Raw genomic sequence first — 24,001 nt, 5'->3', positions numbered from 1 at the left:
GACAAGAGAAGGAGACTCACATGTCCCGCCCCATCCTCAGCGCCGCCCTGATCCTGATGGCCGTCCCCGCGCTGGCCGACACCTTCGAAGAGGTCAAGGTCACCGCGGGCAAGACCCTCTTCGACGCCGAGTGCCACCGCTGCCACGCGCCGAACTCCGAAGACCCCTCCTACGGCCCGCCGCTGGAAAACGTGCTCTACCGGGGCGCAGGCACCGTCGAGGACTACCACTACTCCACGGCCCTCTCGGCCTCGGGCATCGTCTGGACCCCCGCCGCGCTCCGCGCCTGGATGGAGGACAACGACGGCTTCATGCCCGGCACCAAGATGCGCCACGTCGGCATCGAAGACCGCACCGTCCAGGACTTCATCCTCGCCTACCTGACCTCCATCAGCCCGCAGGACAACAAGGCCATCGACGGCCAGTGAACCACTGTCCGGGGGAAGACATGTCATCCCCCGGATTGCCCGCCTGCTCATCGGGCGCGTTCATCTGGCGGGATGGAGACCGGGGACACCCGCGCCGGCATGTGCCCGATCCTCCGATGCCTACGGCTCCCGGCGGCCCAACCCAACACTATGCCACGGCTGCACGTTTCAGCTCCGCTTCGGTCACCCTGACATCAAAGATCGAAACCGCATCGGACAAGGACAGGCTGTTCTGCGAAAGCGCCGTGGTGATTTCCGCCGTTGAATTGACCATTGCGGCGTTCTGCTGGGTCACGAGGTCAAGCTGCGTGACTGCCGTATTGATTTCCTTCAAGGTGCCAGCCTGCGTCTTGAGGCCGCTCACAACAGTTTCGATACGTTCGCTGATCGCTTCGATGCCCGAGAAACTTCTGTCCAGATCATGGTTGGCCCTGTTGACCAGTTCCGCCCCATCCTTCACGTGTTCGGAACTCTGACCGATGAGCGACTTGATCTGACGGGCAGACTCGGCTGACCTCTGCGCCAGTTGGCGTACTTCTGACGCGACGACCGCAAATCCCCGGCCTGCATCACCTGCGCGTGCCGCTTCAACACCGGCATTCAAAGCCAAGAGGTTGGTCTGGAACGCGATGTCATCGATGACCGAGATGATCTCGGATATGGACCGCGAAGAGGTCTCGATCCTCTTCATCGCGTCGGTCACGTCGTTCACGACCTTGCTGCTTTGGCTTGCCGAAGCGCGCGTACTCTGCGCTTCCTCGCCGACTTGTTCGGCATAACTCGCCGCTGAATTCGAACTCAGGCTCAGTTCCTCGATGGCGGCAGCAGTCTGCTCCAGCGTGGCTGCCTGCGCCTCCGTGCGATGGGACAGGTCTTGGGCATTGGACGAAATCTCCTGCGCCATTCCGTCGATCACGTTGGCTACTTGCTGGACGCGCACGATCAGGTCCGAGAATTTTTCGGTCGCCGTGTTGAAACTGTCCGCGACCTCCCGCATCCGGTCTTGGGGCGGCAGGTCGACCCGCTGTTTCAGGTCTCCATCGCTCAAGGCCGCGAGGGCGTTTGAAATCGCGTTGACGGCCTTGCGCTGGTTGGTCACATCGTTGGCAATCTTGGTGACCTGCAGGACCTTGCCATCCTTGTCAAAGACAGGAGCGTAGGTCGCCGCGATCCAGACGATGCGATCGTCCTTGGTGACCCGCGGAAACTCGTCCGTAACGAACTCTCCGGAACGCAGCTTTTCCCAAAAGTCCTGGTAGGCTTGGGTTTCACGGAATGTCCTTTGCACAAATATCCGATGATTTTGGCCCGCCACTTCCTCGGCCGTGTAGCCAAGGGTCTTCAGGAAAATATCGTTGGCCGAGATGATGGTCCCATCCGGCAGGAAGTGAATGACCGCCTGTGTGCGTTCGACGATCTGAACAATGGCCTCGGCCGGGTCTATGTTTGCAGCGGCTTTCGAGGTTGTCTGACGTCGCGGCCACATGGCGGTCTCCCATTCAGTTTGTGCGAATCTAGGAAAGAACGGTTGAGCGGGTCTGAATTGCGCACCACAAAGTCGGTAGATTTTGTTGAAATCTTGCTAGGACTCGTGCTGCATCCCGCGTTTGGCGCGCGCGATCAGAAAAACACCAGAGGTCACCCCCGCACCAGTCTCCGTTTCTGTACCGAATCGTGCCGTCAACCCCTCCATGGTCGTACGACTTTGGCCGTCTATCCTCCGACCCTGACCCGTTCTTATAAATCTCTTAGAAATGCGCGTTCGCGGCTTCTTTTGCAGGAGAGAAAGGGCTGTCGGCGCAGAACAGAACGACCAATCCAATGTTCATGGGAGGAAACTGATGAACAAGTTTGTCGCAGCCGTGACCCTGTCCCTGCTCGCCTTTGGCGCGCAGGCAGAAGTCACCGAGGACATGATCGCCAACGACCAGATGTCCGTCGAGGACGTGGTTACGAACGGCATGGGCCGCAACCTGCAGCGCTACTCGCCGCTGGAGACCCTCAACAAGGACAACGTCAAGAACCTGGTTCCGGCCTGGGCCTTCTCGCTCGGCGGTGAAAAGCAGCGCGGCCAGGAAACCCAGCCGCTGATTTCCGACGGCATCATGTACATCACCGGGTCCTATTCCCGCATGTACGCCATCGACGTGAACACCGGCAAGGAACTGTGGCAGTACGACGCCCGCCTGCCCGAAGGCATCCTGCCCTGCTGTGACGTCATCAACCGTGGCGCGGCGCTGTGGAACGACAAGGTGATCTTTGGCACGCTGGACGCCCGTCTGGTGGCTCTGGACGCCAAGACCGGCGACGTGGTCTGGAACAAGAAGATCGCCGACTACAAGGCGGGTTACTCCTACACGGCGGCCCCGCTGATCGTGAACGGCCTCGTCGTGACCGGCAACTCCGGCGGCGAATTCGGCATCGTGGGTGAAGTGCAGGCACGCAACGCCGACACCGGCGAGATCGTCTGGACCCGTCCGGTGATCGAAGGCCACATGGGCACGCTGAACGGCGAAGAATCCACCATGACCGGCACGCTGAACGCGACCTGGCCGGGCGACATGTGGAAGACCGGCGGCGGCGCGACCTGGCTGGGTGGCTCCTACGACGCACGCACCGACACGCTGATCTTTGGCGCGGGCAACCCGGCGCCGTGGAACTCCTGGCTGCGCGACGCGGGCGAGAAGAACGACGGCTCCGGCGACAACCTGTACGCGGCCTCGCGGATCGGCATCGACCCGGCAACCGGCGAGATCAAGTGGCACTACCAGACCACCCCGCGCGAAGGCTGGGACTATGACGGTGTGAACGAAGTTGTGGCCTATGACGACCGCGAGGGCAACCAGCGCCTGGCGACCGCCGACCGCAACGGCTTCTTCTACGTGCTCGATGCCGCAGACGGCAAATTCCAGCACGCGACGCCCTTCGTGAAGGACATCACCTGGGCCGAGCGCATCGACGAGAACGGCCGCCCCGTCTACAACGAGGCAAACCGCCCGGGCAACCCGGCCGCAGCCGCCGAAGGCAACAAGGGCGAAGTCGTCTTCTCCTCCCCGTCCTTCCTGGGTGGCAAGAACTGGATGCCGATGGCCTTCTCGCAGAAGACCGGCAACTTCTACGTCCCGTCCAACGAGTGGGGCATGGACATCTGGAACGAGCCGATCTCCTACAAGAAGGGCGCGGCCTACCTCGGCTCCGGCTTCACCATCAAGCCGAACTACGAGGACCACATCGGTTCGCTCAAGGCCATCGACCCGGCCACCGGCGAATGGAAGTGGGAATACAAGAACGAAGCACCGCTCTGGGGCGGCGTCATGACCACCGCCGGCGGCCTGGTGTTCTTCGGCACCCCCGAGGGTGAGTTCATCGCCCTCGACGACGAAACCGGCGAAAAGCTGTGGTCCTTCCAGACCGGCTCCGGCATCGTCGGCCAGCCCGTCACCTGGGAACAGAACGGCGAGCAGTACGTCTCCGTCGTCTCCGGCTGGGGTGGCGCGGTTCCGCTCTGGGGCGGCGAAGTGGCCAAGAAGGTGAACTACCTCAACCAGGGTGGCACCGTCTGGACCTTCCGCCTGCCCAAGGAACTGGCCTCCGCCAACTGATCAGGCAACTGACCCTGACCAAACCATCGCAGACGCCCGGGGCCAAAACCCCGGGCGTTTCGCATTTCTGCGGACAATTCGCGGCATCTCTTGCGCACTGTCGCCACCTGCGGCACCCTCCGGCCAAAGACCGGAGCCCCAAGTGACGTATACCCTCACCGACCCGGGCCGCCTCGCAGGCCGCTTCCCCCGCGCGCGCATCGCCGTCGCGGCAGCCTTTGCGCTGAACGGGTCGATGCTCGGAACATGGGCCGCCCGCGTCCCCGCCGTGGTCGAGAAATTCACCCTGTCCGAGGGCACTTTGGGCCTGCTGCTCCTCGTCATGGGCATCGGCGCGCTGGTGTCCTTCCCGGTGGCCGGGAAGCTCTCGGACCGGCGCGGCGCCTATCCCGTGACCTGCGCGCTGGTCGTCGTCTACCTTGCCGCCACCGTCGCCCTCGGCCTCGCCCCCAGCGTGCCGCTGCTCGCCGCCGCGCTGTTCCTCGCCGGGATCGGCCATGGCGCGATGGACGTCACCATGAACGCCTGGGCCGCCGAGGTCGAGCGTGGCATGGGCCGCTCCGTCATGTCCTCCTTCCATGCCATGTGGTCGCTGGGCGCGGGCCTAGGCGCGGCAGGCGGCTATTTCGCCACCCGGGCCGAGCTGCCCATCGCCCTGCATTTCCCGCTTGCCGCGCTGGTGGTGGCGGTCCTCTTCGGGCCGCTCATCCGCACCACCTGGGCCTCGCGCCGCAACGCGCAACCGCAGGGCAACCCGGTCTTTGCCTTCCCGCGCGGGACGCTGGTCCTGGTGGGGCTGATCGCCCTTGGTGCCGGATTGGGCGAAGGCGCCGCCGCGGACTGGAGCGCGGTTTACCTAACCGACATCACCGGCGCGACCGTGTCGATCGCCGCGCTTGGCTATGCCGTCTTCTCCGTCACCATGGTCATCATGCGGCTGAACGTCGACGGGCTGATTACCAAGCACGGGCCCGTCGTGATCGCCCGCTTCAGCGGCGTGTCGGCGGCCATGGGCTTTGGTCTGGCGGTGGGCTTCGCCACCCTGCCCGCGACCCTCGCCGGGATCGTGCTGATGGGCATGGGCTACGCGGCGGTGATCCCGCTGGCCTTCAGCCGCGCCGCCGCCGATCCGGAGGTCCCGCCGGGACAGGCCATCGCCTCCGTCGCCACCCTCGCCTATGGCGCGATGCTGATGGGACCGCCGCTGATCGGCTTCATTGCCCAGATCAGTTCGCTGCGCGTCTCCTTTGCCCTGATTGGCCTTATGGCCCTGCTGATCGCCCTGTTGGCCCCGGTTCTGCGCCGCGCCTGACGCAACGTCACAGGGTGGGTTAACGCAGTTTCCCGGCGCTCCGGCGCGATGTCGGCGCAAGAGTTAACATGTGACCACATTACCCCCTAAAAGTGGCCACGAATCGCAACCGAAAGACGATCACCCGGCGTACGGTAGGCACAACCTTGGTTGATTTCGCTTCAGAAACCTTGCCAAGACCTTGCCAAAACTGCACCAATCCCCGGCGTGCGTTGCGTAAACCCGGGCGCACGCCGACATAACGACCTGTCAAGACACCGCCCCGACAGGCCCATATCAACCAAATCTCAAGGATCGCGCCCGATTTTTCGCTGAAAAATCGCGCCCTCACCGCGCCTTGAACAGGCCGCCCAGAATACCGCGCACGATGCGCCGCCCGGTCGTTCCGGTGAGCTCCTTCATCACCATCTTGCCCATGGCCTCGCCGAAACCCGGCGTCTCGCGGTCGCGCCGCGTCGAGGCGCCCGAGGTCGACCGTGCCACCCGCGTCCCGGAATAGCGCCGGGCCGAGCGATACTCGCGCTCCTTCGCCTCCATCTCCTCTTCCTCGCGTTCTGCGGCGGCGGCTTCCTGCGCCGCCTTCTCTGCCCGCTCCAGAAGAATTTCATGCGCAGACCGGCGATCCACGCGGGTCTCGTACTTGCCCTTCAGGTCAGACGCGCCCATCACACCACCCCGTTCTGCGGGCGTGATCGGCCCCAGTTGCGACGAGGGCGGGCGCACCAGCGTCCGTTCCGCGATCCCCGGCACGCCCTTCTTTTGCAGGAACGAGGTCACCGCCTCGCCCACGCCCACCTCGCGGATCGCCTCTTCGACGCTGAAACGCGGGTTTTCGCGGTAGGTCTCGGCGGCCATCCGCAGCGCCTTGCGGTCCCGCGCGGTGAAGGCACGCAGCGCGTGCTGCACCCGGTTGCCCAACTGGCCAAGGATGTCCTCGGGGATGTCATCCGGGTTCTGCGTGACGAAATACACGCCGACGCCCTTGGACCGGATCAGGCGCGCCACCTGCTCCACCTTGTCCACCAGAGCCTTGGGCGCGCCGTCGAACAGCAAATGCGCCTCGTCAAAGAAGAAAACGAACTTCGGCTTGTCGGGATCACCCACCTCGGGCAGCTCTTCGAACAGCTCCGACAGCAGCCACAACAGGAAGGTCGCATACAGGCGCGGCGAGGACATCAGCACATCGGCGGCAAGGATATTGACCTGCCCGCGCCCGTCGGCCGCGGTGCGCATCATGTCCCGCAGGTCCAGCGCCGGTTCGCCAAAGAACGCATCGCCGCCCTGGTTCTCCAGCACCAACAGCCGCCGCTGGATCGCGCCGACCGAAGCGACCGAGACATTGCCGTAGCGCAGCGACAATTCCTGCCGGTTCTCGCCCATCCAGACCAGCATGGACCGCAGGTCTTCGAGGTCCAAAAGCGGCATGCCTTCCTCATCGGCGATGCGGAAAGCGATGTTCAGGATGCCTTCCTGCGCTTCGGTCAGTTCCAGAAGCCGCGCCAGCAGCAGGGGCCCCATCTCGGCGAGCGTGGTGCGCACCGGGTGGCCCTGGTTGCCGAACAGGTCCCAGAAGGTCACAGGGAAATCGGCATAGGCAAAGTCGTCAAAGCCGATCTTCGCATTCCGCTCCATGAAGGGCGCGTGCAGCTTGTGCGTCTCGGACCCCGCCTTGGCCATGCCCGACAGGTCGCCTTTGACGTCGGCCATGAAGACCGGCACGCCCGCTGCGGAAAACCCTTCCGCGAGGATCTGCAATGTCACGGTCTTGCCGGTCCCTGTCGCCCCGGCGATCAGCCCGTGACGGTTCGCATAGTTCAGCGCGAGGAACTGCTTTTCCCCGTAATTCTCGCCACCGCCACCGACAAAAAGACCATCCGACATGCTTTTACCCCGTAATTTCGCGTGCGCCCTGCGAGGGCCGCGCTTTTCAGCCGCGCCGACCATACATCGTTAACCTTTCAATGCCATAGTCATCTTCGGTCCGGGGCGTCATGTCCTCTCCTGCCCTGGACAGACTTCCTCCCTGTCAGACTGGCCGCGCCCTCGGGCGCGGCTTTTTTCGTTTCGTTAAACATGCAGAAAGCAGGCGTTTTTGCCTGTTTTTCAGGTTCATGATTTTTCCGTGAAAACCCTGTTGACCGATGCGTTGGCTTTGCGTAGCGTCCTGCTCAATGACAAAGTCGGCCGGTCCGACAGGGAGTGAAATGGAAAGGGGCCGTCTGGCCCCTTTCCTTTTTTATCCCCCGTTTCGCCGGGCGCGGCAAACCGCTCATACCCGCGACAGGCAAGATATTTACGCCCTGACACCGCCCCGCCCCCATGTTAACGAACCGTCAGCAAAGAACGATTTCCAGAGGACCCCATGAAAAACCCAGGCCTTCTCCTGTCTCTGATCGCGGCATTGGCCGCAGCGCCTGCAATGGCGCAGGATACTGAGACCACGGCGCCGGCGGAGACCGCCACAGAGGCGCCTGCAGACACCGCTCAGACCCCCGTCGGAGGAGACCTTGACACCGGTGAGGAGGTTCCTGCGGTGCCGCAACAGGCGCAGCAGGGCCCCCAGCTTTACATCAAGGAAACCTTCCAGGATTGGCAGATGCAGTGCCTCAAGGTCCCACAACAGAGTGGCGCCGAGGAAGAAGTCTGTCAGATGTTCCAACTGCTGAAAGACGCAGAGGGCAACAACGTCGCCGAAGTGACCATTGCCAAGCTTGAAGGCGGCAAGCCGGGACCGGCTGGTGGGACTTTCATCGTTCCGCTCCAGACGCTTCTGACCAAGAAACTCGCTGTGTCGGTCGATGGTGCACAGCCGCGACTGTATGACTTCAGTTTCTGCACGACGATCGGTTGCTTCGCACGTGTTGCGTTCTCGGCAGAGGATATCGCGCGTTTCAAGGCGGGGGCAAAGGCAACTGTTTCTCTGACCCCGATGGTTGCGCCCGATCAGGTGGTGACCGTGAACATGTCGCTTTCCGGCTTTACGGCGGCATACGACGCGGCCTCGACAGTTCGCCCCTGAACGGCCACACATCCAGAATCCAAAAGGCGCGCTCACGGCGCGCCTTTTCTTTTGAGTAACAATTACTTTAGCATCAGTGGGCTTCGGCTTTCCGACCGAAGATTGTTCCCCAGAGCGGGATCAGAACCTTGGTCGCAATCGGAATCAGGATCAACCCGACAGCGAGCCCCAGAACAAAGTCGGCGCCTGCGGTGACTGCCCAAACAAGGGTCGCATTTTCGCCAGCGACGGAATGCGCAAGTTCCTCGATGAAATGCTCGGGGACGTGCCAGCCCATCTCGGCCAGTGAATGGACGATGATCGAACCACCGACCCACAGCATTGCGGCCGTGCCCACGATGGTCAGCGCCTTCAACAGCCACGGCATGAACCGCACGATCCCGCGCCCAAACGCCCTCGTCACCCCGAGATTGGCGTTTTGAGACAGCCAGAGACCGATGTCATCCATCTTAACGATGATCGCAACAGCCCCGTAGACCGCAGCCGTAATCACCACAGCGGCAAGGGCAAGAGCACCAGCCTGCATCCAGATCGACGGAAGATCGAGATTTGACAGCAGGATAACCATGATCTCGGCGGAAAGGATAAAGTCCGTCTTGATCGCCCCTTTGACCTTTGCCTCTTCAAGATGCGCTGGGTCTTTCACGTCATGGCTGCCGTCTGGTCCACCGGAGTGTTCGTCATGCGGCATGAGTGCATGTACGATCTTCTCCGCTCCTTCGAACGACAGGTAACAGCCGCCGAGGATCAACAAAGGCCAGACCAGCCACGGTGCAAACACCGCCATCAGCATGGCAGCCGGCATGAGGAAGATCAGCTTGTTGATCACCGAGCCTCGGGCGATGCGCCAGATGATGGGCAATTCGCGGGAGGCTTCGAAACCGTGGACATATTTGGGAGTCACCGCCGCATCGTCCACCACAACACCGGCCGTCTTCGTACTGGCCTTGAGCGCCGCTGCGCTGATGTCATCGATCGACGCAGCCGCCACCTTGGCGATTGCCGCCACATCATCGAGAAGCGCCAGAAGTCCGCTCATTCCATCCTCCGAAAAACTGTTCACTGGCAAGGTAGCGGTCGGCCGCCCGCTTGCAAGCACGTGAGTCGCCGCCGGTTGCCGGGGCGTTGCAATTGTTAACGCAAACCTTGTGCAGACGTTAGCGCCACCGGACAAGTTTATCGCTAACATACTGACAAATCACACGTTTTAGCCTTCCCCGAGTCGGAATGCCTCCGTATACGAACGCCAAGTTGGCATTCTGCAGGAGACCTGGACTATGACCGTTACCGTCGGCATCAATGGCTTTGGCCGCATCGGCCGCTGCACCCTCGCCCATATCGCCGAATCCGCGCGCAACGACGTGCAGGTGGTGAAGATCAACGCGCCGGGCCCGCTGGAGACCCACGCCCACCTGCTGCGCTACGACAGCGTGCATGGCCGTTTCCCCGGCGACGTGACGGTCAAGGGCAATGCCATCGACTTGGGCCGTGGGCCGATCGACGTGATGTCGTCCTACGAGATGAGCGATCTGGACTGGGGCGGCTGCGACGTTGTGCTGGAGTGCACCGGCAAGTTCAACGACGGTGACAAGGCCAATGCGCACCTCTCGCGCGGCGCCAAGTCGGTGCTGATCTCGGCCCCCGCCAAGAACGTGCAAAAGACCATCGTCTACGGCGTGAACCACCGCGATCTGGTGCAGGGCGATGTGATGATCTCGAACGGGTCCTGCACGACTAACTGCTTGGCACCGCTGGTAAAAGTTCTGGACGAAGCCATCGGTATCGAGAGCGGGATCATGACCACGATCCACAGCTACACCGGCGACCAGCCGACGCTGGACCGCCGTCATGCCGACCTCTACCGCGCCCGCGCGGCGGCCATGGCGATGATCCCGACCTCGACCGGTGCGGCCAAGGCGCTGGGTGAGGTTCTGCCGAACATGAAGGGCAAGCTGGACGGCTCTGCCGTGCGCGTGCCGACGCCCAACGTCAGCGCCGTGGACCTGACCTTCTACGCTTCGAAAGACGTGACTCTTCAGGATGTTAACGAGGTCGTGGCCGAGGCCGCTGCCGGGCGGATGGGGTCTGTCCTGTCCTATGATCCGGAGCCAAAGGTCAGCATCGACTTCAACCACACCACGCATTCCTCGATCTTTGCGCCGGACCAGACCAAGGTCGTGGGCAAGCGCATGGTCCGCGTGATGGCGTGGTACGACAACGAGTGGGGCTTCTCTGCGCGGATGGCAGATGTCGCAGCCGCAATGGGACGCCTGCTGCACTGACCGCTACGCGGAGTGGCTAAAGGGAAAACCAGCGCGGCGTCCGGTGGGTTTACCGGGCGCCGCGTTCTATTTCAGGTTGCGATTCCCGGCCGGAATCCGGGGGTTTTCCGGCCGGTTGGAAACCTTGGTTAATGCCCGAATTTCGCGAATTAACCCGAAATTTACCGCACGAATCGGCAACATCGGCGATGCTACGCAGAAAAACCGGAAAACTCAGGCATTCCCGTTTTGAGGTCCTCACGACCCCGTGAGACTCCCCAAATTATTTCCAGCCTTCTCCGACGCCATCATCGCGCCCGGCATGGCAAAGGAAATGCGCGCGCCGCCGTCGGGCGCGTTTTCCGCCCGCAGCCAGCCGCCTCGGGACAGCAGCAGCGACCGTATCGCCATGACGCCAAAGCGGCCGTGTTCGGCGCGCACTTCGCCGTTGAAGAGCTTCAGCCGCTCCGGCGGCAGGCCCCTGCCATTGTCGGCCACGGTGAAGACCAGCAAGTTGGTTGCGCCGTGCGAGACCGTCACCGACAGACAAGCATCCGGCCCCCGTCCCTGTTCTGGTCCCTGATCCGGGCCCTGATCTCGCCCGGCCTCGCTGCCCCAGGCATATTTCACCGCATTGTCGAAGAGGTTGCGCAGCACGGCGGCGACGGCGGCCTGATCCATCTTCATGAGCAGCGGAGCCACGTCGAGCCTGACTGTCCGCATCGGGTCCAGCGTGGAGGCAATCCGCTCCATCAGGTCCGGCAGGTCAAAGGGCGCGATCTCTTCGACCGTGCCGGAAATATCGGCATGGGTGAGAACATCGCCAATCAGTCTGAGCGCGTTGGCCGACAGATCAGACAGCATGTCCACCAGTTCCAACTGGTCGGGATCTTGCAGGTCGTCCCGCAGCATGGCGGCCAGAGAGGCCACCTGATTGAGCGGTGTCCGCAGATCATGCGCCGCGAGGTGGACAAAGGCGCGGAGGTCGTCCTGACGGGCCTGCTCCTCGGCCTCGTGATCGCGAAACAGCGATGGGGCGCGATTGGGACGCACGGAGCCGATCACGCGCAGGACCCGGCCTCCGGCATCCTTCAGCGGGAAAAGCGAGGTGGCGCCTCGGGACGGCTTGAACACCTCGAAATGTTCCGGCTCGCCGGTGGTCATGACACGCAATTGCAGGTCATAGGACGCCCGACCAAGGGGCGCCGGAAAGATGTCGATGGAGGTCTTGCCCAGAAAATCGCCCAGAGGCTTGCCGATCATCTTCAGCGCCAGCCGCTTCACATGGGCGTAGCAGGGACGCCCGGTCGCATCCGGTTCGAGGACGAACACCGGATGGTCGAGGTGATCCAGCAACTGACGTTCGGCGGCATCCATACAAGGGCCCGGAATCGGTCGTGTGAAAATCAGGTCAGGCGCACAAAGCACGCCGCGCGGCTTTTACATGAAGAACCCTGCGCAATGGTTTGTAAAACCCGGACAATTTCCGTTGCCCGGTCAACCATTGACGTAAGGTCAGGTCTTGGCCGGGTCTTTCTTCTTGATCGCGCCTGCGCATTCCGCGAGGTCGCGGGCGATGGCAAAGGCGCCCTGGATCTTGTCCCGGTCGTTGGCCCAGTCGCGGCGGACGATGATCTTGTTGTCCTTGATCTTGGCCAAGCCGTTTTGATCGTTGATGAATTTCACCAGCCCGGCGGGCGAGGCGAATTTGTCATTGTGGAACTGGATGGTCGCGCCCTTTGGTCCGCCGTCGAGTTTTGCGATGCCTGCGCGTTTGCACATGGCCTTGATCCGGACCACCAGCATGAGGGTATTCACCTCGCGCGGGAGTTTTCCGAAGCGGTCGATCAGCTCGGCGGCAAATCCTTCGAGTTCGACCTTTGTGCTGAGCGACGACAGGCGGCGATAGAGGCCGAGGCGGACGTCGAGGTCGGGCACGTAGTCCTCGGGGATCAGAACGGGCACGCCGAGGTTGATCTGCGGTGCCCACTGGCCGTCGTCGTCCATGACGCCTTCGGTCTCGCCGGAGCGGATCTTGGCGATGGCTTCCTCGAGCATGGATTGGTACAGCTCGTATCCCACGTCGCGCATCTGGCCGGACTGTTCCTCGCCCAGAAGGTTGCCCGCGCCGCGAATGTCGAGGTCTTGGGAGGCCAGCGCGAAGCCCGCGCCGAGGGTGTCGATGGCCCCCAGCACGCGGAGGCGTTTCTCGGCGGTGGTGGTCAGTTTCTGGCGCGGTTGCGTGGTGAGGTAGCAATAGGCGCGGGTTTTCGAACGACCGACGCGGCCCCGGATCTGGTAGAGCTGCGACAGGCCGAACTGGTCGGCACGGTGCACGACCATGGTGTTGGCGGTCGGAATGTCGAGGCCGGATTCGACGATGGTGGTCGCCAGAAGCACGTCGTACTTGCCGTCGTAGAAGGCGTTCATGCGCTCGTCGAGGTCGCCCGCCGCCATCTGACCGTGGGCGATGACGTAGGTGCATTCGGGCAGCTGTTCCTTGAGGAAGGCCTCGATCTCGGGCAGGTCCGAGATTTTCGGGACCACGTAGAAGGATTGCCCGCCGCGATAGTGTTCGCGAAGGAGCGCCTCGCGGATCGTGACGGGGTCGAATTCGCTGACGTAGGTGCGGATGGAGAGGCGGTCCACCGGCGGTGTGCCGATGATCGACAGGTCGCGCACGCCGGTCAGCGAGAGTTGCAGCGTTCGCGGGATCGGCGTGGCGGTCAGGGTCAGGACGTGGATGTCGGAGCGCAGCTGTTTCAGGCGTTCCTTGTGCTGGACGCCGAAGCGCTGTTCCTCGTCGATGACCAGAAGGCCGAGGTTCTGGAAGCGGATGTTCTTGGCCAAAAGCGCATGGGTGCCGACGGCGATGTCGACGGTGCCCTTGGCCAGCCCCTCGCGGGTGGCGGCGGCCTGCTTGGCGGGGACGAAGCGTGAGAGCGGCGCGACGTTCAGCGGGAAGCCCCGGAAGCGTTCGGCGAACGAGTTGTAGTGCTGGCGGGCGAGCAGCGTGGTCGGCGCGATGACGGCGACCTGCTGGCCGGACATGGCGGCGACGAAGGCCGCGCGCATGGCGACCTCGGTCTTGCCAAAGCCCACGTCGCCGCAGATCAGGCGGTCCATGGGTTGACCGGAGTGCAGGTCGTCCATCGTGTCCTCGATGGCGCGCAGCTGGTCGTCGGTTTCCGTGTAAGGGAAGCGCGCGGCAAAGCTGTCGTAGGCACCGGGCGGCGGGTCCATGACGGGGGCCTTGCGCAGCGCGCGTTCGGCGGCGATGCGGATCAGGCGGTCCGCCATCTCGCGGATGCGTTCCTTGAGCTTGGCCTTCTTCGCCTGCCATGCGCCGCCGCCGAGACGGTCGAGTAGCCCTTCCTCGTGGCCGTATTTCGAGAGCAGTTCGATGTTCTCGACGGGGAGGTAGAGTTTCGCGTCCTCGGCGTAATGCAGGACGAGGCATTCGTGGGGCGAGCCCGCGGCGGTGATGACCTCCATCCCCATGTAGCGGCCGATGCCGTGGTCGACGTGCACCACCAGATCACCCGGTGTCAGGGACTGGTGTTCGGTGAGAAAGTTCTCGGCCTTGCGCCGTTTGGTGGGCTTGCGGATCAGGCGGTCGCCGAGGACGTCCTGTTCGGAGATCACCGTGAGCCGGGATTTGTCACCGCCCTGCGGCCAGGGCGCCTCGAACCCCGCGTCGAGCGACCAGACGGCGAGGTGCAGGCCGCGCTTGCCGATGCGGGTGCCGTCACGGATGGGAAGGACTTCGGCCAGGCCCTCGTCCTCGATCAGGCCGGTCAGGCGTTCGCGCGCGCCTTCGGAGTAGGAGGCGATGACCACGGGGCCGGCCTGCATCTTTGCCTTAACATGTGCCGCCAAGGCACCGAAAAGGCTGATGGATTCCTGCTGGCGCTCGGGGGCGAAATTGCGCCCGATGCGACCGCCCGCGTCCACGACGCCCGGTCCGGGCGCCTGCGACAGCGGGTGGAACTGCACGCGGCGGCGGTCAACCACGGCGGCCTCCCACGCGGTGTCGTCGAGGTACAGCAAGCCCGGCGGGATCGGCTTGTAGACCGTGCTGCCGAGCGCCTTCTTTTGCGACAGCGCGTGTTTGCGGGTGCCGTATTGGTCGTCGATCTGCTCCCACCGCGACAGGCGCGAGGGGGTCAGCTGGTCGTCCATCAGCACCGGCGTCCCCGGCAGATAGTCGAACAGCGTTTCCAGCTTTTCGTGGAAGAACGGCAGCCAGTGCTCGATCCCCTGATGCTTGCGCCCGGCGCTGACAGCCTCATACAGCGGATCGTCGGTGCCCGCCGCGCCGAATTCGATGCGGTAGTTCTGGCGGAACCGCAGGATGGAGGGCTCGTCGAGGATGACCTCGGACACCGGGGCCAGTTCCACCACGTCCAATTTCTCGGTCGTGCGCTGGGTGACGGGGTCGAAGCGGCGCGCCCCGTCCAGCGTGTCACCAAAGAAGTCGAGCCGCACCGGGCCGCCTTCGCCGCCGGTGTTGGGCGGGTAGATGTCGATGATGCCGCCGCGAATGGCGTAGTCGCCGGGTTCGGTGACGGTGGGCGCCTGCGAGAACCCCATGCGCACGAGGAAGGCGCGCAGGGCGTCCTCGTCCACGCGGTCGCCTACGCGCGCCGAGAAGGCCGCCGAGCGCAGCACCTCGCGCGCGGGGATACGCTGCATGGCCGCGCCGAGGGTGGTCAGCAGCACGTAGCGCGCGGGCATTCCGTGGACCAACCCCGCCAGCGTCGCCATGCGCGCGGCAGAGATGTCTGCGTTTGGCGACACGCGGTCATAAGGAACACAGTCCCACGCCGGGAAAACCACCACCGGCATGTCGGGGGCAAAGAACTCCAGCGCCTCGCGCATGGCGGCAAGGCGCTTGTCATCGCGTGCGATGTGGATGACGGGCCCGCCCGCCTTTTCGACCTCGCGCAGGACAAGTTGCGCGTCGAACCCCTCCGGGGCGCCCCCGATGATCACTTTGTCAGCCATGACCGCTCACATGGCGCGCCGGGCGGGCGGCGTCAAGCGCGGGCCGGTCATGACGCCAAAGGTTATCAGAACGGCATCACCGAGAGGTTGACGAACATGCCCCAGAGCGCCGTAACGAAGATCGAGACGATGCCGATCAGCTGGGTATAGAGGCGGTGCAGACGCAGACGGCGCCACAGGGCCTCGCCCGCGTTCTCGCCGTTCTGGATCTTGCGCGCGGTGGACAGGGTCAGCAGGCCGACCAGCGTCATGGGGCCGACCAGCAGGACAATGGCCTGCGCCAGTTCGACCTTGTAGTAGAACCCCAGAAGCGCCCCGGCCACCAGAAGCGCCGGAACCACCGCTGCCATCACCAGCCCGGATTCCTCGATGATGAAGAGGAACCGGTTGGTGTTGATGCGCACGAGGTCCTCGAGGTCCTGTTCCGCCTGCCCGCCCTGGCGTTTCGCCCGCGCGACCATGTCAAAGGGCACGCCCAACACCCAGTGCGAGGTCGAGGACCAGAACACCGCCAGCACGATCCAGAACCAGAGGTTCGAGAAGGATCGCATGTCGATGACTTCGAAGACAGTGCCGTACCAGTCCAAGTGTCTGCTCTTTTCCAGTTGCCCTGAGGGCCTTATGGCCCTGTCCGGGAAGGCAGTGCAATGGGGTCTTGTGAAGGCGCTGCGTTCCGTGTCACCCAAAGGGAACGCAATTGAGGTGACCGCCATGCAACCGACCCTTGCCCCCTACCCTTCGCTGCGGCTGCGCCGCCTGCGCCGCACGCCCGCGATCCGTGCCTTGGTTGCGGAAACGGTGCTGACTCCGTCGGATTTCATCTGGCCGGTTTTCGTGCGCGATGGCGAAGGCGTGGTGGAGCCGATCCATTCGATGCCGGGGGTGAACCGGCTGTCTGTGGACAAGGTTGTGGAGGCCGCGAAGGAGGCCCACGCGCTGGGAATCCCCTCGATCTGCCTGTTTCCCTACACCGATCCGTCGCTGAAGACCGAGTGCTGTTCGGAGGCGTGGAACCCCGAGAACCTGTCGAACCGCGCCACGCGCGCGATCAAGGACGCCGTGCCGGAAATGGCGGTGATGACGGACGTGGCGCTCGATCCGTACAACATCAACGGCCATGACGGCTTCGTCGAGGATGGCGTGATCGTGAACGACCGCACGGTCGAGGCTTTGGTCAAGCAGGCGCTGAGCCAGGCGCAGGCCGGTGCGGATATCATCGGGCCGTCTGACATGATGGACGGGCGCATCGGCGCGCTGAGGGGCGCGCTGGAGGCCGAGGGCTTTCAGGACGTGCTGTTGCTGAGCTACGCGGCAAAATATGCGTCGGGGTTTTACGGGCCGTTCCGCGATGCGGTGGGCGCGTCGGGGGCGCTGAAGGGCGACAAGAAGACGTATCAGCAGGATCCGGGCAACTCCGATGAGGCGATGCGGCTGATCGCACGCGACCTGTCGGAGGGCGCGGATATGGTCATGGTCAAACCGGGGATGCCCTATCTGGACATCTGCCACCGCGCAAAGACGATGTTCGGCGCGCCGACCTTTGCCTACCAGGTGTCGGGCGAATACGCGATGATCGCGGGCGCCGGCGAACGTGGCTGGGTCGATGGCGAAAAGGTGATGCTGGAGAGCCTGATGGCCTTCAAGCGGGCGGGCTGCGACGGGGTGTTGACGTATTTCGCGCCCGCAGCCGCAAGGCTGCTGAATAGCTGACCTTTGGCCGGGAGGCTGCTGAATGGCTGAGCCGTCAACCGTTAGCGGGTGATCGCGCATCGGCCACAAGGTCGGGTGACAAGGCCCGCGCGCAGGCGTATAAGCAAGATCAACCGGCGGCACAGCCGGACACGAGGCATCGGCAACGATCAGGCAGAGAAGAGCAGCGATATGACATTTTCCCGACGTGAGGTCTTTTTCGGGCTGGGGGCGACCAGTTTGGTCGCGGCCTGTGGCAATGGTGTGGGCAACCGCAATGCGGCGACCATCGACGCGCGGGTCGACAGCACGCTGTCCCAGTTGTTCAACGACTACCCCGGCACGCGCGATCTGGCCGGCAAGGCCGTGGGCCTGCTGGTGATGCCCGTGGTGACGGAGATCGGCCTTGGGCTGGGCGGCGGTGGCGGCACCGGCGCACTGCGGGTCGGCGGCGCGACGGTGGACTACTACTCTATGCTCAAAGCCTCGGGCGGCCTGCAGATCGGTGCGCAGCAGTACAGCCACGTGCTGTTCTTCATGACGACCGAAGCGATGGAAAACTTCCGCCGCTCGCCGGGCTATGCGGCGGGTGCCAACGTCTTCTATGCCACCCCGTCGAAGGGCGAAAACCTGGCGGCAGAGACGACCACCACACTGGCACCGGTGATCGCGGTGATCTTTGGCCAGTCGGGACTGCGGGTCGGCGCGACACTGGAAGGCGTGAAGTACACGCGGATCATCCCCTGATATCTTCGCAATCCCGCGGTGCGCGTTTCACGCGCACAGGGTTATCCGGGGCTGGGCCCCGGACAGCCAAGGGGGCGCTGCCCCCTCTTTTCCTGCGGAGAATTCACCCCGGAGGTATTTTCGCCAAGGTGAAGCACAAGGGCCGCTTTCCCTTCATCTTGACACAAATACCCTCGGAGGTCTGGAGGCAGCGCCTCCAGCGGGGCGGGGGGGGGCGCCCCCCCCCGCCCCGGTCGCTTTGGCGCAGCCAAAGCGAAACCCCTCAGTGATAGCGGAACTCTCCCACCACATTGCGCCATTCCCCCGGTGAAATCATCTTGCGGTGGGTAAAGCGGACCGAATGCAGCGGACCTTCGATGCTATCCTGCCAGAATTCGATGAAGGAGAAGAGTTTCGGATGATCCGGCGCGGTGTCGTAATCCTGCCAGACGAAGGTGTTCAGGACGTTGCGATAATCCGGCATGCGGTAGAACATCTCGGCCGTGGTCAGCCCGTAGCCGCGCAGCATCATTTCCGTTTCCGACATTTCCATGGTGTTGCCTCATGCGTTTGCCTGTAGGGAAATGCTGCCGTGTCATCGGTTAGTTTTCAATGAAAACAATCTGTTAGCAAATACAGGGCATGGCTGCCAAACTTGGGTCGCCCCCCGGCATTGCACCCTATATCCTGTCTCTGATATAGTCTGCCGCAACTAGATATGGCAGAATGACGGACAGGCCCATCACGTGAGCGATACGCCGGAAACCCCTGATAAAGAAGAGAAAATGACGCCTCCGCCGAGCGGGCCGTCAATCTCCATCGAAGACGAGATGAAGTCGAGCTACCTCGATTACGCGATGAGCGTGATCGTGAGCCGGGCGATTCCGGATTTGCGCGACGGCCTAAAACCTGTGCATCGGCGCATCCTGTTTGCCATGCATGAAGGCGGTTACACCCCCGACAAGTCCTACCGGAAATCGGCGAAATCCGTCGGTGAGGTCATGGGTAACTACCACCCGCACGGCGACTCGGCGATCTATGATGCGCTGGTGCGGATGGCGCAGGACTTCTCGATGAGCCTGCCGCTGATCGACGGTCAGGGCAACTTTGGCTCCATGGACGGGGATCCGCCCGCCGCCATGCGCTACACCGAAAGCCGCCTGGCGAAGTCCGCGCTGCAGTTGCTGGTGGATATCGACAAGGAGACGGTCGACTTCCAGGACAACTACGATGGCAAGGAACGCGAGCCCACGGTTCTGCCCGCGCGCTATCCCAACGTGCTGGTCAACGGTGCCGAGGGCATCGCGGTCGGCATGGCGACGCGCATTCCGCCGCACAACCTTGGCGAGGTGATCGACGCCACGCTGGCGCTGATGGACAACCCGGACCTGTCCTCCGAGGACCTGATCGAGTACGTGCCCGGCCCCGACTTCCCCACCGGGGGCATCATGCTGGGCCGTTCCGGCGCGCGGAAGGCCTACCTTGAGGGCCGTGGGTCGGTCATCATCCGCGCCTCGACCCGGGTCGAGGAAATCCGCAAGGACCGCTGGGCCATCGTCATCGACGCCATTCCCTACCAGGTGAACAAGGCCACGATGATCGAGCGCATCGCCGAAGCGGCGCGCGACAAGAAGATCGAAGGCATTGCCCACGTTCAGGACGAATCCGACCGCGATGGTGTGCGGGTCGTGGTCGAGCTGAAGCGTGACGCCACCGCCGAGGTGGTGCTGAACCAGCTGTTCCGCTTTACCCCGATGCAGACCTCGTTCGGGTGCAACATGTTGGCGCTGAACGGTGGCAAGCCCGAACAGCTGACGCTGCGGGCGTTCCTGTCGTCCTTCCTCGACTTCCGCGAGGACGTGATTGCGCGGCGCACGGCCTACCTGCTGCGCAAGGCGCGCGAGCGGTCGCACATCCTGTGTGGTCTGGCCGTTGCCGTGTCGAACGTGGACGAGGTGGTCGCGACCATCCGGTCGTCCGCGGATGCTGCCGAGGCCCGTCAGCGCCTGATGGAGCGTCGCTGGCCCGCGCAGGACATCCTGCCCTATATCGCGCTGATCGACGATCCGACCCACAAGGCCAACGAGGACGGCACCTATAACCTGTCCGAAACCCAGGCCCGTGCGATCCTTGACCTACGTCTGCAACGCCTGACCCAGATCGGTGTCAAGGAAGTCACGGACGAGCTGGAAGATCTGGCCAAGAAGATCAAGGATTACCTCGATATCCTGTCCTCGCGCGAGCGGATCACCGGCATCATCCGCGAGGAGATGACCGCCATCCGCGATGAGTTCGCCGTGCCGCGCCGCACCCAGATTGTCGACTGGGCCGGGGACATGGACGACGAGGACCTGATCGAGCGCGAAGACATGGTCGTGACGGTCACCCAGTCCGGCTATATCAAGCGCACCGCCCTGGCCGACTTCCGCGCGCAGAAGCGTGGCGGCAAGGGTCTGTCGGGCATGGCGACCAAGGACGACGACGTGGTGACGACGCTGTTCGTCGCCAACACCCACACGCAGTTGTTGTTCTTCACCACCGACGGCATGGCCTACAAGCTGAAGACATGGCGTCTGCCGCTGGGCGGGCGTACGTCGAAGGGCAAGGCCATCGTCAACATCCTGCCGATCCCCTCGGGGGTGTCCATTGCGGCGATCATGCCGGTGGACCGCGACGAGAACGAGTGGGACGATTTGCAGATCGTCTTTGCCACCTCGAAGGGCGGCGTGCGGCGCAACCGTTTGTCGGATTTCACCAATGTGAAGTCGAACGGCAAGATCGCCATGAAGTTCGAGGGCGAAGACGAGAACACGCGGCTTATCAATGCGCGCATCTGTTCCGAGGATGACGACGTGATGCTGGTGACCAACTCCGGCCGCGCGATCCGTTTCCCGGTGACCGAGGTGCGGGTGTTCAACTCGCGCAACTCGACCGGCGTGCGGGGCATCCGCCTGCTGGGTGACGACGAGGTCGTGTCCATGTCGGTGATCCGCCACTTTGACGCGGAATCGGACGAGCGCGCGTCTTACCTGAAGATGCGCCGCCTGATGGCCGGTGTGACAGAGGACGAGGGCAACGACGAGGAAGGCGACGCCGACACGCCGCTGCCGCAGGAGCGCTATGCCGAGATGTCGGCGGTCGAGAACCTGATCCTGACGATCACCGCCAAAGGTCTGGGCAAGCTGTCGTCCTCGCACGACTACCCGGTGCGCGGGCGTGGTGGCCAAGGCGTCACCGCCTGGGAAAAGAGCATGCGCGGCGGCGATATCGTGGCGTCTTTCCCGGTGGAACAGGGCGACCAGATCATGCTGGCGACCTCGACTGGCCAGTCGATCCGGGTGCCGGTGGACGGTATCTCCTTCCGGTCGCGCAGCGCGGGTGGTGTGCGGGTGTTCAACACCGGCGCCGAGGAAACCGTGGTGTCGGTGGCCTGGATCGCCGAGCAGGAAGAGGACGAGGCGATGGACGCCACCGGGGACGTGGACGGCAGCAGCGAGGCCTGACCCCCGCCCGTTCAGATGTGAGAACGGCCCGGCCTTGCGTCGGGCCGTTTCCTTTCGGGCGCTGCCGTTCCAGAGAGGCACTCAACCCGAAGCTGACGTAGAACCATCGGCGCGTCACCCGACCAAGGTCGCAGACCCAAGCCCGCTTGGACGAGCCCCCTGTACGTTTGTATACGGACAAAAATGCAACCTTGTCATTGCGTGGACAAGGCTCTCGCATTAATTGATGAGATTAACCTGTAGCTTAGGTGTGACTCTGGACGCACCGAACGTGCCGCAGGTTTTCGGTGTACCCCCAGACTGACTTCTCGAAGGACGGCACACATGGACAATTGGGACGATCTGCGATTCCTCGTGGCGCTCGCGCGTACTGGCACGATGAAACTGGCTGCGCAGATGCTGGGCACCAATACGGCCACCGTGTCGCGCCGGATCGAACGCCTGTCCGAGACACTCGGAGAACCCGCCTTCGTCAAGACGCCCGAAGGCTGGAAGCCGTCGAAGGCGGTCGAAGGGCTGATCCAGGTAGCGCAGAGTTTTGACGGCCAGATCCGAACCGCCATGAGCGCGCGGGCCGATGGCGCGCCAGTCACCGTCAAACTGGGATGCGTGCCCTTCGTGGTGCGCAACCTGCTGATTCCGGGCATGGAGCAGCACGGCGACATGCTGGATGGCGTGTCGCTGGTGTTCTCTGACCGGATCATGAAGGACGGGCTGGGCGACAATGACATCGTCGTGCAGGTGGACCGTCCCGCCGCCGGTCGCATCATCACGCGCAAGATCGGCGCGCTGGAGATGCGGCTGTATCGCCCGCGCGTCCTCAAGGACGATCAGAACTGGGTCGGCTTTGGCGAGCAGCTGGACGACTATCCGCTGCAACGCTTCGGGTTCGATCATTTCGGACGGCCGCCCCGCATCCGGGTGGACAGCCTCGACGCGCTGGCCAGCGTGATGAAGAGCATGGGTATCGCCGGGCCGTTGCCGGACCTGATCGGTGCGGTCGATCCCGATCTGCAACCGCTGGAACCGGACGCCCGCGCGTTTACCGGGGAATTCTGGCTCCTGTTCCACGAAACGCGCCGCTCTGACCCGGCGATCCGCGCGACGGCGGACTTCGTGTTGCAGTGTTTCGAGGACGCCCAGGTGTTGGCACGCTCTGCCGCCGAGTGAGTGCATTTTTGCAACCTGCGTCTTGAGCGGATCGGCGTTGCCTTCCCGCTCTGGGTGAACCACCCTAAGAAAAAACACGAGAACGAGCAGGTTCACCCCATGACCAATACCCTTGACGGGCTGCAGTGCGGATTCCGCATTCTGCTGAGTTGTTTCCTTGCCTACACGGCGGTGGAATTCCTGATGATGACAGCCGGAGAGACGCCGCGCCTTGTCGTGACGCATCCCGGCCACCAATGGGCGGGCAAGATGCTGGCGGCCCTCATGATCCTGACCGCGCTGTGGATGGCCTTTGGCGTACATACGCGCGTGATGGCCCTGCTGGGCACCGCGCTTTTCGCAGGCATGGCGCTGCTGCTGCCGGGTTTGGAACGCCTCACCATGCATTCTGTCCTGAGCGTCGGGCTGTTCGCCACGCTGGCGCTGCCGCTGATCTGCGCGGGCGGCGGGCGGTTCAGCCTGCTGCGCGGCGGCTGGCGCGTACCTCTTTAAGTGTAACGATTATTCTTGACTCCAACCTGCCTGGCGGCCCTTCGGGGCCGCCCTTTTTGGTTCGGACTTAACTTTTGGCGCGCATGGTTGTCGCCGGAGGATTTGCCCATGAACCTGTACACCTGCGCGATTGATCTGAAGAGTGATTCCAAGGCCCTTGTCTTTGCCAAGGCGATGGAGGACTGGATGGGCCATCTGAAGGGGATCGGCGTCATCAACAATTGGCGGCTTATGCGCCGCAAGTTGAACCTCGCATCCGGCGGCTACCGCGATTTCCTGCTGGAGATCGAAGTTGACGACCTGTCGCAACTGGACCGCGCCTTCCGCACGCTGGGCAAGCACGATGACGACATCGACGCCAAGTACCGCGCGGTTCACGAGTTGATCGGACAGTCGGATTTCGCTTTGTACCGGCCTTTCCCCGACCCCGAACGGGCAGAACGCATGGCCCTGATCTAGATTGCTGGCAGGCCTGTGGTCACAAGGATGGCGGCAAGATGACATAGCGTGCGCCCGACGACCGCACCAAGACCTCTGATACAGCGCCGCAGCGGTAGGACGTTTCGCCGGCTGCACCGACGATCCGTTGGGGAGGCTCTGCCTCCCCAAACCCCTCCGAGGTATTTTTATCAAGATGAAGGACAGAGCGGTCCTTGGCCTTCATCTTGATCGAACTACCTTGGGGCCTTCATCTTGATCGAACTACCTTGGGGGGTCCGGGGGCAAAGCCCCCGGCGGGGGGCCGCCGCAGGAGGCCCAAACCCGGTGGAGACCAACCGCGTGTAAAAGCCA

Annotated in this window: 18 protein-coding genes; 11 read left to right on the top strand and 7 right to left on the bottom strand. The window is 63.4% G+C overall.

Going from position 1 to position 24,001, the window contains the following annotated elements:
• The first annotated feature begins 20 nt into the window (after positions 1-20).
• Positions 21-428: a c-type cytochrome gene (locus ACP16H_RS24160; RefSeq protein ID WP_425074743.1), complete on the top strand. Its 408-nt coding sequence runs from the start codon at positions 21-23 to the stop codon at positions 426-428.
• A gap of 148 nt (positions 429-576) precedes the next feature.
• On the opposite strand, the gene ACP16H_RS24155 is transcribed toward ACP16H_RS24160, so the two are convergent.
• Entirely contained in the window at positions 577-1,914 is a 1,338-nt protein-coding gene (locus ACP16H_RS24155; protein WP_425074742.1) for a methyl-accepting chemotaxis protein, read from the bottom strand.
• 355 nt (positions 1,915-2,269) lie between these two features.
• Here ACP16H_RS24155 and ACP16H_RS24150 point away from each other — a divergent pair, with 355 nt between their 5' ends.
• Positions 2,270-4,030 (top strand): PQQ-dependent methanol/ethanol family dehydrogenase, encoded by a 1,761-nt coding sequence (locus tag ACP16H_RS24150; protein ID WP_425074741.1) that lies wholly within the window; start codon positions 2,270-2,272, stop codon positions 4,028-4,030.
• Between the two features lie 142 nt (positions 4,031-4,172).
• Positions 4,173-5,342, top strand: a complete 1,170-nt coding sequence (locus tag ACP16H_RS24145; RefSeq protein ID WP_425074740.1) for an MFS transporter — start codon at positions 4,173-4,175, stop codon at positions 5,340-5,342.
• A 327-nt stretch (positions 5,343-5,669) separates the two neighbouring features.
• Here ACP16H_RS24145 and ACP16H_RS24140 read toward each other — a convergent pair whose 3' ends face one another.
• Positions 5,670-7,223 (bottom strand): helicase HerA-like domain-containing protein, encoded by a 1,554-nt coding sequence (locus tag ACP16H_RS24140; RefSeq protein WP_425074739.1) that lies wholly within the window; start codon positions 7,221-7,223, stop codon positions 5,670-5,672.
• A gap of 652 nt (positions 7,224-7,875) precedes the next feature.
• Between ACP16H_RS24140 and ACP16H_RS24135 the strand changes: the two genes are divergently transcribed.
• Entirely contained in the window at positions 7,876-8,361 is a 486-nt protein-coding gene (locus ACP16H_RS24135) for an invasion associated locus B family protein (protein WP_425074738.1), read from the top strand.
• A 73-nt stretch (positions 8,362-8,434) separates the two neighbouring features.
• Here the strand turns inward: ACP16H_RS24135 and ACP16H_RS24130 are convergent, their stop codons facing one another.
• A complete protein-coding gene (locus tag ACP16H_RS24130; protein ID WP_425074737.1) occupies positions 8,435-9,400 on the bottom strand; it encodes a DUF808 domain-containing protein in 966 nt (321 codons plus the stop codon).
• Between the two features lie 238 nt (positions 9,401-9,638).
• Between ACP16H_RS24130 and gap the strand changes: the two genes are divergently transcribed.
• Positions 9,639-10,643 carry a type I glyceraldehyde-3-phosphate dehydrogenase gene (gene gap, locus ACP16H_RS24125; RefSeq protein ID WP_425074736.1) on the top strand — a complete coding sequence of 335 codons (1,005 nt, stop codon included), beginning with the start codon at positions 9,639-9,641 and terminating at the stop codon, positions 10,641-10,643.
• A gap of 237 nt (positions 10,644-10,880) precedes the next feature.
• Here gap and ACP16H_RS24120 read toward each other — a convergent pair whose 3' ends face one another.
• The 3 genes from ACP16H_RS24120 to ACP16H_RS24110 form a co-directional block, all read right to left on the bottom strand.
• A complete protein-coding gene (locus ACP16H_RS24120) occupies positions 10,881-11,999 on the bottom strand; it encodes an ATP-binding protein (protein ID WP_425074735.1) in 1,119 nt (372 codons plus the stop codon).
• 138 nt (positions 12,000-12,137) lie between these two features.
• Positions 12,138-15,629 carry a transcription-repair coupling factor gene (mfd, locus tag ACP16H_RS24115; RefSeq protein WP_425074734.1) on the bottom strand — a complete coding sequence of 1,164 codons (3,492 nt, stop codon included), beginning with the start codon at positions 15,627-15,629 and terminating at the stop codon, positions 12,138-12,140.
• 65 nt (positions 15,630-15,694) lie between these two features.
• Complete coding sequence (locus tag ACP16H_RS24110; protein ID WP_425074733.1) at positions 15,695-16,216, bottom strand: component of SufBCD complex; 522 nt, start codon at positions 16,214-16,216, stop codon at positions 15,695-15,697.
• Positions 16,217-16,340: 124 nt separating this feature from the next.
• Between ACP16H_RS24110 and hemB the strand changes: the two genes are divergently transcribed.
• Entirely contained in the window at positions 16,341-17,339 is a 999-nt protein-coding gene (gene hemB, locus ACP16H_RS24105) for a porphobilinogen synthase (protein WP_425074732.1), read from the top strand.
• A 171-nt stretch (positions 17,340-17,510) separates the two neighbouring features.
• On the top strand, positions 17,511-18,065 hold the full coding sequence (locus ACP16H_RS24100) for a YSC84-related protein (protein WP_425074731.1): 555 nt from the start codon (positions 17,511-17,513) through the stop codon (positions 18,063-18,065).
• Positions 18,066-18,327: 262 nt separating this feature from the next.
• Here ACP16H_RS24100 and ACP16H_RS24095 read toward each other — a convergent pair whose 3' ends face one another.
• Positions 18,328-18,597, bottom strand: coding sequence for an usg protein (locus ACP16H_RS24095; RefSeq protein ID WP_425074730.1), 270 nt, complete (start codon positions 18,595-18,597; stop codon positions 18,328-18,330).
• Between the two features lie 232 nt (positions 18,598-18,829).
• Between ACP16H_RS24095 and gyrA the strand changes: the two genes are divergently transcribed.
• The 4 genes from gyrA to ACP16H_RS24075 all read left to right on the top strand — a co-directional run bounded on the left by gyrA (position 18,830) and on the right by ACP16H_RS24075 (position 23,668).
• Positions 18,830-21,547, top strand: a complete 2,718-nt coding sequence (gyrA, locus tag ACP16H_RS24090) for a DNA gyrase subunit A (RefSeq protein WP_425074729.1) — start codon at positions 18,830-18,832, stop codon at positions 21,545-21,547.
• A 324-nt stretch (positions 21,548-21,871) separates the two neighbouring features.
• A complete protein-coding gene (locus ACP16H_RS24085; protein WP_425074728.1) occupies positions 21,872-22,717 on the top strand; it encodes a LysR family transcriptional regulator in 846 nt (281 codons plus the stop codon).
• Positions 22,718-22,816: 99 nt separating this feature from the next.
• Positions 22,817-23,209, top strand: coding sequence for a hypothetical protein (locus tag ACP16H_RS24080; protein WP_425074727.1), 393 nt, complete (start codon positions 22,817-22,819; stop codon positions 23,207-23,209).
• A gap of 108 nt (positions 23,210-23,317) precedes the next feature.
• Complete coding sequence (locus ACP16H_RS24075) at positions 23,318-23,668, top strand: DUF6614 family protein (protein WP_425074726.1); 351 nt, start codon at positions 23,318-23,320, stop codon at positions 23,666-23,668.
• Positions 23,669-24,001: the final 333 nt, after the last annotated feature.

Source organism: Sagittula sp. S175 (assembly GCF_049800975.1).
GTDB lineage: Bacteria > Pseudomonadota > Alphaproteobacteria > Rhodobacterales > Rhodobacteraceae > Sagittula.
Note: the sequence above shows the minus strand (reverse complement) of the source record. Positions and strands in the feature narration are given on the sequence as shown.